Annotated in this window: 7 protein-coding genes; 1 reads left to right on the top strand and 6 read right to left on the bottom strand. The window is 43.9% G+C overall.

Annotated features, from left to right (window positions below; translation table 11 throughout):
• Positions 1 to 179: 179 nt before the first annotated feature.
• Positions 180 to 1,211: a family 43 glycosylhydrolase gene (locus BEL04_RS12290; protein ID WP_083227904.1), complete on the bottom strand. Its 1,032-nt coding sequence runs from the start codon at positions 1,209 to 1,211 to the stop codon at positions 180 to 182.
• A 431-nt stretch (positions 1,212 to 1,642) separates the two neighbouring features.
• Between BEL04_RS12290 and BEL04_RS12285 the strand changes: the two genes are divergently transcribed.
• Complete coding sequence (locus BEL04_RS12285) at positions 1,643 to 2,764, top strand: alginate lyase family protein (RefSeq protein WP_139113024.1); 1,122 nt, start codon at positions 1,643 to 1,645, stop codon at positions 2,762 to 2,764.
• 59 nt (positions 2,765 to 2,823) lie between these two features.
• On the opposite strand, the gene BEL04_RS12280 is transcribed toward BEL04_RS12285, so the two are convergent.
• The 5 genes from BEL04_RS12280 to BEL04_RS12260 all read right to left on the bottom strand — a co-directional run bounded on the left by BEL04_RS12280 (position 2,824) and on the right by BEL04_RS12260 (position 11,734).
• Entirely contained in the window at positions 2,824 to 4,692 is a 1,869-nt protein-coding gene (locus BEL04_RS12280; protein ID WP_066004203.1) for a glycoside hydrolase family 97 protein, read from the bottom strand.
• A gap of 166 nt (positions 4,693 to 4,858) precedes the next feature.
• Positions 4,859 to 5,374: a CHRD domain-containing protein gene (locus BEL04_RS12275; protein ID WP_066004201.1), complete on the bottom strand. Its 516-nt coding sequence runs from the start codon at positions 5,372 to 5,374 to the stop codon at positions 4,859 to 4,861.
• A 22-nt stretch (positions 5,375 to 5,396) separates the two neighbouring features.
• Positions 5,397 to 6,311 (bottom strand): DUF5017 domain-containing protein, encoded by a 915-nt coding sequence (locus BEL04_RS12270; RefSeq protein WP_066004199.1) that lies wholly within the window; start codon positions 6,309 to 6,311, stop codon positions 5,397 to 5,399.
• Positions 6,312 to 6,330: 19 nt separating this feature from the next.
• Positions 6,331 to 8,391, bottom strand: a complete 2,061-nt coding sequence (locus BEL04_RS12265) for a RagB/SusD family nutrient uptake outer membrane protein (protein WP_066004193.1) — start codon at positions 8,389 to 8,391, stop codon at positions 6,331 to 6,333.
• A 13-nt stretch (positions 8,392 to 8,404) separates the two neighbouring features.
• Entirely contained in the window at positions 8,405 to 11,734 is a 3,330-nt protein-coding gene (locus BEL04_RS12260; protein ID WP_254659570.1) for a TonB-dependent receptor, read from the bottom strand.
• Positions 11,735 to 12,005: the final 271 nt, after the last annotated feature.

The following is a 12,005-nucleotide window of genomic DNA, read 5'->3' as shown; positions in this document are numbered from 1 at the left end:
AAAGTTATTTAACTTAATCGATTAAGTAAAACTTTTGACTAATTAATAGATAATTTATTGGATAATAATAACCGATTTACTAAACCATATTAGTAAGTATTGCCAATCAAGATAACCGGGCGAAACAGCTTCTGTTGTTTAGACGAATATTACAAATTTAGTACAGCACAGATCCCTTTTTAGTCGACTGCACTCGCCTTTCCACTTTTAACGTCAATAGTGAAAGGGCGAGGTGACGGCAACCACAGTTTCCCGTCGTCTATTTTAAGCGGCATCCATAAATAACGCGAATCCCACTGTTGCTGAGGCCGCCACTGGTCTCCCATAAAGAGCACGGTTGTTTCCTGTTGGCCGACCACCTTCAACAACATCGTTGACTGGGCGCCGTAAGTATTCGTTGCTGGTGGAGCAATGTCCTGAAATTCGGACCACGGACCAGAGAGCCTTGTTGCTGTCGCATATTTGTTTGGATTAGGCCGCCATCCGGTCAAGGCGGAACCGACTACATAGTAAAGCCCTTTATAGTGTACGATTGCTCCACCTTCCAATGGGGCTTGAATGAATGCGATCTCACGGTCGGCATCCAGGTAATCGTCGGATAGCCCTGCAATATAAAATCCTTTGGATGGCCTGCTCTCAAAGATTAAATAAGGGGTTCCGTCATCATCAACAAATTGTCCGATGTCGCGGCTCTCCAATCCTAAAGGCCGGAAAGATCTGATATATTTGAAGGGCCCCGTCGGTTTATCGCTTACAGCCACGCCAACCCTTGCATAAGCATAGCCCCATCCCGGGGTCTTCCGGTCGGTCCCGCGAACACTCCCGTCTATATGCATGTACATTACATATTTACCGGTTTTGGAATTAAAAAATACTTTCGGTCTTTCCAAAACCCATTTTCCTAACACCGTATCCGGTTTGGATAATACCAGTGCATTACCCCGAAATTTCCAGTTCATCAAATCTTTAGAACTATAACAACTCACATATCTGAAATTAGTATCTATCTCTTTACTCCGCTGCTCGCCATACCAGTAAAATGTGTCTTTAATTTTAATGATTCCGCCACCATGGGCCTGCACGTGATTACCCTGGTCATCTGGCCAAAGCTCACCAGGCTTTATTGTATCTGTTTTAATATCAATAGCATACGACACAGATATCTGGAACAATAGAATACTTAGTGAATAAATGAGTTTTTTGATTTTCATAAAACTATCTCGGATTTTTAAACTTTTGCCACAGGGCCTTAACCGCGCCGGCCATGTAATTTCAATTAAAGACCATTGATGCATGTTTCTATACTCATTTTTTTTGTGGTTTTGTTTTCATGAGGAATGATCTGTATCGATCTTGCGAAATTGTATTGTTTTAGTGTGCACCGCTATCGTCTCTGCGGTTCCCTGTTGATATTACTATCTTATATGACTTTTTTAGGCAGAATTACTTTATCCGTCATATTATTAATAACCTGAAAACGATTCCATATCAGCAACCATTAATGAATCATCAGTTTCTTTACAAGAAACTGAAAAGCGAAAATTATTATCAAATCAACAAAAATGTAATCTCTCTAAAACGTTTTAGCATTTTACTATCTTTGTTTTCTAACCATACTCTTAATAGTAAAATCGTTTGCTTTATGAAAAGAACTTTTTCAACGATAACTTTCGTAATTACGACAACATGCTGTTCGATTGCCCAAAAGACCTTTGTTCATCCAGGTATATTGCAAAACAAAGAAGACTTTGAGCACCTTTACCAAGTCGTTCAAAAACAGATACAACCAGCTTACAGTTCTTATCTGTTACTGCGTGATAATCCCCGGGCTTCGGCCAACTATACGATGAATGGTCCTTTCGAAACAATATCACGGGATGGTGAGTTTAGTTATACCAAACCTAAGTTTGAAGCCGACTTGAGCGCAGCCTATTTGAATTCGATCATGTGGATGGTAACTAAAGACGAATCTCATGCCAGGAAGTCCCTGGATATACTGGATGCCTATGCGTTAAAGTTACGGACCATACCACCTACCAATGATGCACCGCTACTGGCTGGCCTTGAAGGATTTAAGGTTGTGTATGCCACCGAGGTGCTTCGTTATACCTATAAAGGGATATCCTCCCAGCAATTGGCTCGGATTACCAAAATGATCACTGGTATTTTTCAACCTGTGCTGGACACATTTTATCATGTGCCGGCATATACAAATGGCAACTGGGGAGGAATCGTCACTAAAACGTACATGGCGATGGCGATATTTTTAAACAATGAGGCCATGTACAAAAAAGCAATTGATTTTTATTACAACGGACGTGACAACGGTACGATAAGAAATTATATAGACGGGGATACCGGTCAAATACAGGAAAGCGGCAGAGACCAGGGTCATTGCCAGTTAGGGTTAGGCGCATTGGCAACTATCTGCGAAATAGCCTATCATCAGGGCGATGATCTCTATTCTGCATTAGATAACCGTTTGTTAAAAGGTTTTGAATATGTAGCACGTTATAATTTAGGCGATGACGATGTGCCCTTTCGCAAGTGGAAAGATATGAGTGGCCGGTATAACAATTGGCCGGTGATCTCATCTATTGGTCGCGGCAAATTCCAACCGGTTTATTTTATGCCTTACCATCATTTTGTCTTGAGGAAAGGATTAAGTATGCCTTATACCAAAATGGTAATTGAAAAGATGGGAGTTGAGGATTTTGACCGGGACCAACCTGCTTTCGGCACATTTTTATTTTCTGGTAAGTAAAAAGTATAAACAATAAAAAAACCGAGGCCTCTTGACATCGGTTTTTTTATTGCAATTAGCTAAAGCGGCCTGATAATTACCGCCTGCCCAGTTGCGCTGCTGAGATCGAGTTGTAAATCACTTTTTTTGTTTACCCTAAGTTTCCTTATTCGAATACTCTTATGTCCGTCGTCCTCATAAATCGTTGCCTCATAGGATCTGTCGCCATCCAAAAAACCGAGCTTTAACCTGGTGTGCCAGGGATCATTCCCGGTGGCGCTGCCGATGTACCAAATATTGTCCCTTTTTCTGGCGACACTTATATTTTGAGCGATCTCACCTGCCAGATAACGGCTTTCATCCCAAACCGTGGGTAAGAATTTGAAAAAATCAATCTCCTCCTCATTGGTATAGTCGGATGGTTTGCCGTACCAGAAAATGCTCGGCAGCGGGCTAAAATAGATCACCGATAAAGCAAGCTGCTCACCCATGCTCACTTTTAGATTTTTGCTGAAATTAGAACGGCTGTTGGGATAACAAAATGTGAAATCTGCGGCTCCCGCCAAAAATCGTGTATACGGCAACACCATCGTATGAAACGCATCAGGACTGTTCTCATCTCCGCGGATACCTTCCTGGGATAACTGGTAAGGATAAGTACGGCTCAACCCGGTAGGTTTATAATGATCGTGGACGTTTAGTATAAAGCCGAAGTCATTCACTTTTCGCATAGCCGTGTCAAGCCATGACAAACCTTTTTGTGTACCACCGTCGACAAACCCAAACTTTAGCCCACTGACTCCCCATTTCTTGTATAACGGCAGGATGGTATCGAGTTTTTGCCTGAGGCCTACATAGTTGACATACAAGATCAAACCAATGTTTTTTCCCTTACCGTAAGCAACAATCTTTGGTATGTCTACCGCAGGTATCGGTACCGTAGGATCCGACGTTGTTCTAAACTCCGCTCCGTACCAGCCGGCATCGATTAAAATATAGCTAAAATTATGTTTTGCTGCAAAATCGATCCCGGCTATTGCAGCATCGGTGTTCACCTCGACCCTGACTACTTTCCCCGGTTTGACCACACCTGGATCTGTATGCGCGGCCGGCTCTGCGAGTCTGATATAAAGGTCGCTGTACTCATGAAGGCCGATCGCACTTTCGGCACAACAGATCGTTCTCCATGGCGTCTTAAAGCTGCCTTGATAACGGATCAGGGTATCTTTCTTAATTGCTGAGACCTTTTTGTTTCGGTATAAAGTATCGATATAGAAATGAAGCTTCAGATCGTTACGCCCCTGCCCTTTAATCAATACGCACTTGGAGTAATCCCGGTTATCCGCTTCTCCTATACTGAGATACAATTGACCAGGGTCGCACATTGTTGTCGGCAGATCCGAGGCATTGGTCAACTCGCTTAATTTTTGCGGGCTAAACACCGATTCCTCGTGGTATTGATAAACCGTAAAGTCGCGGGTCAGGTTAAATTGCGTTAGTTCTTCATCTATCATACTGGGTTCAGCAGTCGGTCCGTTTACCAGGTACCGAAAAGCGACTCCACCATTGAATACCCGGATCACGATACTGAAACTCATGCTCCGTGCTTTACATTTCAATATCAGCTCTTTATAATAGTTTTGGACGGTACTGGATTCGCCAAGCGGCCATGCAAATGTGTCTAAGTGGTCTACCGTGGTCTTTCCTGTAATGTTTACAGAGTCTCCTAAGGATCTCCCATTAATTTTTAATCCCATAGCAGACCAGGCCGTTATGTTTTTTTTATGATAGGTAAGCTGATAAAATATGGCGTTCTTGGGCCCGACACCGATCTGGAACGTTGTCTTTCCATCATGTGAGGTGACCTTTTCAATTGTTTTTACCTGGCTGTAACCCCAATAAAAAAAACATAGAGATAAAAATAAGGTTAGCATCGACTTTTTCTTCATCTCATTTTTTTGGTTTATTAGCTGTCAAATATAACTCTTAATCGATTTAGTATTGCATGTAATGTTACAACAGGACGGTTATTCGTTCCGTGATATCAGCCAGGCCCCATTGCATACGTACTCCGCGAAAACCCCCAATACTGCGTTAAAGGCTGATATATGTTCTTTAATGATCCGCGTAGGTAGTTGTGACATAAGATATCCTTCCCCTTACCGCGCCCGTCGGACTTGCCGTTGTATTAACCACAAAGTACCACAAGCCATTCCGGAGGTTGTCAAGATCAAAGTCGGATAAGGCATTAAGCTGAAAAATGGCATAGCTCGTGCTGCCTGCATTACCCGTAGGGAGCGGCGTACCAAACGTCGTAGGTGTACGCAATAATACGTAAGGCTGGGATGTGCTATAGGGCCCATAAAAAGAAACGGATGTGGCCGTACTGTCGAGTTGTGACCATTTCACCGTGTAATTAAAAACCTTGTTATTCGCATCAAAATATGCCGAAATGGTAGCAGTACCATTACCTGTCTTAGCGGGAATTGCTTGTGTGGCTGTTGCCGTCCCGGTGTACACTTGCGTACCCTGATCAACGAATGTTTCGTAATGCTCTTTATTACACCCCAACCATGTCATCGTTATCATAAATGATAGCCCGAGTAAAATCTCTTTAGAATTTATTTTCATAACTACTGGCGTTAACGGATATTTAATTTGTAATATTTAAGGTAATCTGCCGGATCGTTTTTGCCAGGCCTCCTGAACTTACGTTTTCACCGACAAAAGTTACCACGTAGGTGCCTGCCTTCTTAAATGTATACTTGTATTGTGAAAGCAAAACGGTGGTATTTTTGATATTCACCCCCAGGTCTGATGAGATGATAGACAGGTTCATCGGCCGGGAGATAGCCCAATCTTCGTCGCTGGAACTACCAATAGCCGGTGCATTAAACGTTAAAGAGGCGTTAGCAAATGACCATGTATTGGCAGGGTTAAGTACGGATAATATATTGCTAAAGCCAGCGGTTTGAATACTCCCGGCAACCACATTCGTGGTATCCCTAAAATAGCTTTTGATGGCCAGCGGTGTAACCGTCCATTTCCTTGACTGTGAAACCGCTGTAGCCGTGTCGGCCACGTACTTAAAAGCGATATATAGTGGTGCTGATCCTTTTGTCAAATCTTCTAAATGAACATTTCCAGAGGAAACTGAAGTTGTAGCAGTTGCAAATTTGGCCCGTGCCGTAATATCGGTCCAGCTTGCTTTTTTTATATTGGCAATATCCAAGATACCCGAATAATCTGTAGAAGCGAGCACAGTGATGTTATTGACGGAGGTTGACTGCGTGGTTGCGGATGGGGCCGTGGTCACGGTCGAGAAAGTCAAAATTGTGGAATCGGGCTGATCGCTCGTCCGGCTGGCGTTCGCATAGTTATGGTTGGGCTCACCCGAATAAAAAGTGATCTGGTCAGGATTAGCAGTAAAGATAAACTTTACCGTATCTCGTATAGTGTACGTAGTAGACGACGTTGTCACGGTAAAATCGTCAGGAGCTTTAATATCGACTTTATTGCACGCTGCGAGCACTCCGGCGATACACAATAGCGAAAGTATCTTTTTCATCTTTTTGGATTTAGCTAAATCAATAACCAGGGTTTTGTGTTAGTTTAAAATTATATTGCAGATCGTACGAGGGTATAGGCCACAGCAAGTCTCTGTTGCTGATGCCCTGGATTGGTGCAGTAGGTATGCTGGGATCGGTAAATTCGGTAGTATAAGCAGGGATCGGTGTATAATATTGCGAAGCCGAAGTACCGGCAAGGTCTGTAGCCAGGCTTTGAACTGTCTGAACAAAAATGCCCCATCTCTTCAGGTCGGGTTTACGCAATGATTCAAAGGCCAGTTCAAGATAGCGTTCCTTTTGCACGGCCTGTCTGAACTGGTCTTTATTCAAACCCGATAGCTGACAATTAGCGGAGGTTGTTGTCGTAAGGTTTACCGTGGCAGTAGCGGCGAGCCCGGCATAAGTAAATACGGCGCCTGTCGTTGCGGCACTCGACGCCCCGGAGGTTTGTGTAGGCGCAGTCGATGTTGAGGTACCCGCAGTGGTTACCGTATATAGTTTACCGGCGTTAACTACCTGCGCATTCACCGTATATGCGGTACCGGCGGCCCAGGGTGTGCCAATGATGACTGTCGGCGCCGACGTATATCCCGAACCCGCGTTGACAATGATGATCTGGGATATGGCCTTGCTTATCGTCGTAGGATAAGCGATCGCTGTTGCCCCCGAACCTCCCCCGCCTGTGATGGTAACCGTTGCAGGTGCCGTCGATGTGGAGGTATAGCCACTACCATTAGAGGTAATATTAAATGAATAAATGATAGGTGTCGAACTATAAGCCCTTGCGCGTACCTGATTAATCGCATTGTAAGCCACCGAAGTTGGCCCGTTGTTCACTTCGTTGTCCGCTTCGGCCAGCATCAGCAAAACATCAGAATAGCGCAGTACCGGGAAATTGGTGCAAGAGATGGTTTGCTGGGCAAGGCTTAATGGGGTTTCATATTCACGTCGCCATTTGCCTATTTGCCGGGACCAGATCTGGCCTGGCAAATAATACGACCTGGCCGACGAGGCATTGATCGTGTTATTGTTGCTGACCGTCCATCCATAGTTGCTCAGCGTCCAATCGCGACGAAGATCGCCTGGCTCATAGCTGCAATAAAGCCTCGCCTGGGTCTTTACATAGCCGTAATCGTAACCGTAATAGACGGTACTTGCTCCGGTGGCGATCTGACTGTTACCGATACCCGTAAAAACACTGAACTGCCCGCCCGAAGAAGCGGTGCCCGCTGGCATGACATTGAATCCTATCTCCCACATGTTTTCGGTATTGTAAGCATCCTGCATTTCGTTAATAAATACATTTTGGAAACTGGGCACCAGGGAATGCTGGCCCGAATTGACCACCTTAAGGGCCCAGCCTCTGGCATCCGCATAGCGTTTAGTGTCGTTCACCGGGCTTCCGGCCGCATACAGGCAAACCCGTGCCAAAATACCTTCGACAGCGGTTACCGATATCTTTTCCGAATAGCCAAGTGAGGCAAAGGTCTGATCATACAACATACCTTCTGCAGCAGTCATATCGGCAATGATCTGATCATAAACGGCTTTTACCGGTGTGCGTTCTATCTGTCCTTGTAAGGGATCTGTAGTAGCATGTAGCATAAGAGGTACATCCCCGTACCATTGCGCCAAAAGGAAATAGTAATACCCGCGTAAGAATAACGCTTCCCCTTTAGCCCTCCTGACGATATTAGCATCCACATTGCCTGATGTATTATCTACATTGTCAAGGAATGTATTACAATAGTCGATCGATTGGTAGCAGGCCCGCCAAAAACTGGTCAGATCCCCGTCATTCGGACCGGGGCTTGTATAATTGTACGTATTGTAACCATAGTTTGTGTTATAGTAATATGTTTCGTCGGTCCCCACCATTTCCTGGGTGGTATAATTTTTACTGTATAGCGCAGATTGCCTCAGGTTATTATACATGCCCGATAACGCCGCGTTGATCTGTTTAACCGTTCCATAACCGGTTATTGGCGTTAAAGCTCCTGTGGGTACGGTATTGAGTTGTTTGTTGCAGCTTGTGGCAACTAATGCGATTAGCGTGAGTATAATCAAAATTCGTTTCATGGTCTGTTGAATTTTATAAGCTAAGATTTACACCTAACGTTACCACTCTGGTTCTTGGATATGGAGAAAAGTCAAATCCGGGCGTCAGGTTATTGCCCGAAGCGGTTGAAACCTCTGGGTCAGGGCCGGTATATTTTGAAAGTGTCAGCAAATTCTGGCCACTCAGCGATAAGCGAAGCGATTTCATGCCTAAACGGGCAGCAATCTTTTTATCCATGGTATAACCAAATGACACGGTTTTCAGGCGGATAAAAGAGCCATCTTCTATGATCCGCGTAGAATACTGTCGTGTGCCATTGGTATTGGCATTAACCCTCGGATAATAATTGCTTGGATTCGTGGGGGTCCAGCGATTCACATAAACTTCCCACATATTTTTATTAACACCGCCCTGGTTGGCCGTTAAAGAAGAGCCGGACTGCGGAGCATCGTTACCACCTTCAAATTTTAGAATATTGGCATCCATGATCTGATTACCATATGACCACTGCATAAATACGCTCAGATCAAAATTTTGGTAAGTAAAATTATTGGTAAGGCCGCCGAAATGTTTTGGGTATGGATTCCCGATAGCGGTATAATCGCTGGCGTTGATCACGCCGTCGCCATTCAGATCTTTGAATTTGGGATCGCCTGGCTGTACTACAAGGGCCTGATTAGTATTGGGGCTTGCTAAAGTGTTTTTCCCTGCATAATAAGGTATGTTCTCTTTAAGTACATAATAAAAGCCGCTGGTGCCGTTAGGGACTTTGTAAAAATCATTCAGTTGATATAAACCGTCGGAGATATAGCCATAAAACTGCGCCACAGGTTGACCAACTTTAGCAATGTAATTCGCTTGTCCTTCGGCTGACTCGAACGACTTGGTTGTCAATAAAGCATTCTGTCCATTAGCCAGGGACAATACCTTATTTCGATTAAAGGAGATATTAAAACTGGTCGACCACATAAAATTTCTCTTTGCTATGTTGACTGTCGAAACAGTGAGCTCAAATCCTTCATTGCTAATGCTGCCCACATTTTCATAAGCAGTAGAGAAACCTGTAGAATAGGGGACATTCGCATTTAGCAATAAATTTTTTGTAGTTCTGTGGTAATAGTCGATGTCGGAGGTCAGGCGCCCCTTGAAAAGCGATACTTCAGAACCAAGGTCTGTCTCGTAGGTGGTTTCCCATTTCAGGTTATAGTTTGAGAGCGTTGAAACAGTCGTAGCATTAACATTCACATTATTAAAGGAAGTAAAGGCCGTTGAACCCGTCGCCAGCAGGGATTGGTAGGCAAAATCGCTGACCCTGTTGTTGCCAATCACCCCGTAACTTACCTTTAACTTTGCATCATCTATCCAGCTAAGTTTCTTCATGAAATTTTCAGAAGATATCCGCCACGCAAAAGCTCCCGAAGGAAAAAATCCCCATCTATTGTCTGCATAAAGTTTCGAGGTGCCGTCTGCTCTGAAATTAACAGTAAACAAGTACCTTTCTTTATAAGCATAATTCACTCTCGCCAAATATGATTCCAGTGCGTTTAAACTTGCGCCAGAATTTATTTGATACGGGGTACCTTGCCCAAGACCGGCGATACCGAGCGATTCATTAGGCAGATTTGACGCAGAAAAATAATCACTGTTTGAGCTGTTATATTGATAGGTGTGACCTATCAGTGCGGACACATGATTATATTTATTGAAATTTCTGGAATAATTCAATGTGGTTTCATTGATGAAAGAGAATGCTCCGCTCCTGGATATTGATCCGTTCACGCCATAGGTCTGGCCTGCGGCGGTCAGTGGGCTTCCAGACGCAGTGTTAGAATTGTTGAAGATATTTACCTGCCCGTTGATCGTTGTAAGACCGGCAGTTACCCGCAATACCAGGCCGGGAATGAATGTATATTCTGCATAGGTATTGCCTGTCAGCGTTGTATTAAATCGGTCGTTAACCTGGTTTTGTGTATTGATCAACGGGTTGATACTGGTCGTTCCGGGAACACCGCCATCATTGATATTGTTATCGACCAGTTGATCCAGGTAAAAACTCGGATCGCTCCCCGCATTTGAACCCAGCACCGGGCGATACGACCAGATGACATTCATTAAATTAAAAGCCGCAAGGTTCTGACCGTTTCCTGTGGGATTAGCTTGTACCGAGGGTATTTGACCAAAAGACTTCGTGTTGGCATAATTTACGTTAACACCTACCTTGAGCTTATCGGTGACATTTTGGTCGAGCACAATTCGAGCTTGATAACGCCTGAATCCGCTTTTAATGATCAATCCGTCCTGATCTGCTATATTGGCCGAAACGATATAAGATGTTTTATTGGTATTACCGCTAAGAGAAAGCGTGTGGTTCTGGAATGCAGGCCGCGCATTAAAAAGTAGCTTTTGCCAATCAATCGTCGGAGCGTTCCGGTAATCGGCCAATGTTTTCCCGTTGCTAAAATAAGCGGCGTTTGCCCAATATGGGTTGATATCATTTTGCAGTTCGACGAATTGATAGGCATTCATCAACTTTACATTATTGATAGACTGCTGGATCCCGCCGTTTGCATTATAATTGATCGTCGGTGTTGGTGAAGTTCCCTTCTTGGTGGCTATCACAATAACACCATTTGCACCGCGTGAACCATAAAGTGCCGTAGCAGAAGCATCTTTCAAAACGGTGATTGATGCAACATCCTGAGGGTTGATCGAATTGAAGTTCGCATCTTCCTGAGGAAATCCGTCAATCACATAAAGCGGCGCACTCGACTGGGTAACTGATCCAGGTCCCCGGATGATGATGTCCGCATTTGCGCCAGGCTGTCCGTCACCAGATACCACCTGAACACCCGCCACACGACCGGCCAAAGCCGCATCAAGAGTGGGGACCGGCGCCTTTTGAATGTCATTCATATTAACGACTCCAACTGATCCTGTTAAGTCTTGTTTCTTAACTGATCCGTAAGCCACAACAACGACATCGTTCAATTGTGATCGTGTGGCTTGCAAAATAACATTAATGACCGATTGACTACCAACCTGCACTTCCTTGATATTGTAACCGATAAAACTATAAACCAGGATGGCCGAAGGCCCGGGAACGTTAATACTATATTTTCCGTTGACATCAGTAGCGACTGCAACAGTACTACCCTTAATTTTAACGGTAACACCTGCTAAAGCCTCCTTGTCATCGCGTACCTGCCCGGTTACACGCAGGTTTTGTGCAAATGTTGCCATCACACTTAATACCAGTAATAGCGCAAGCACGAACGTCCTAACGATCAAACTACGCCAGAAGAGATGACATGGCCGGGTACGCAAAACATTTAGCTCCGAGGCTTTGGTAAGATTTTCGATCATAATTACTAATAGGTTAGTATGTTATTGGCTATCCAATACAATCAGGATTGTATATATTGAATCGATCAAAAGTATTATACTAAATCGATTTATCAAAATTTTTTAGGCAAAACTGTCAATCGATATTGCAATTATTGTAAATAAATAACTTTAACGATTTAGTTAATGATAATTTGTTAAAAAAAACGCAAAAAATTTGCTGCCTGACAAAACAAACGCTTTGTGTAGGTTTGGGCACTCTATAACGTACCGACTTAACCGGCTGTTTATT

The organism is Mucilaginibacter sp. PPCGB 2223 (assembly GCF_001705515.1).
In the GTDB taxonomy this organism is placed as follows: Bacteria; Bacteroidota; Bacteroidia; order Sphingobacteriales; family Sphingobacteriaceae; genus Mucilaginibacter.
This window is presented reverse-complemented; position numbering and strand designations above follow the sequence as displayed.

Excerpts from the sequence above, each read along its gene's own strand:
- BEL04_RS12280 (WP_066004203.1), bottom strand. The coding sequence starts at position 4,692 with ATGAAGAAAAAGTCGATGCTAACCTTATTTTTATCTCTATGTTTTTTT.
- BEL04_RS12265 (WP_066004193.1), bottom strand. The coding sequence starts at position 8,391 with ATGAAACGAATTTTGATTATACTCACGCTAATCGCATTAGTTGCCACA.
- BEL04_RS12290 (WP_083227904.1), bottom strand. The coding sequence starts at position 1,211 with ATGAAAATCAAAAAACTCATTTATTCACTAAGTATTCTATTGTTCCAG.
- BEL04_RS12275 (WP_066004201.1), bottom strand. The coding sequence starts at position 5,374 with ATGAAAATAAATTCTAAAGAGATTTTACTCGGGCTATCATTTATGATA.
- BEL04_RS12285 (WP_139113024.1), top strand. The coding sequence starts at position 1,643 with ATGAAAAGAACTTTTTCAACGATAACTTTCGTAATTACGACAACATGC.
- BEL04_RS12270 (WP_066004199.1), bottom strand. The coding sequence starts at position 6,311 with ATGAAAAAGATACTTTCGCTATTGTGTATCGCCGGAGTGCTCGCAGCG.
- BEL04_RS12260 (WP_254659570.1), bottom strand. The coding sequence starts at position 11,734 with ATGATCGAAAATCTTACCAAAGCCTCGGAGCTAAATGTTTTGCGTACC.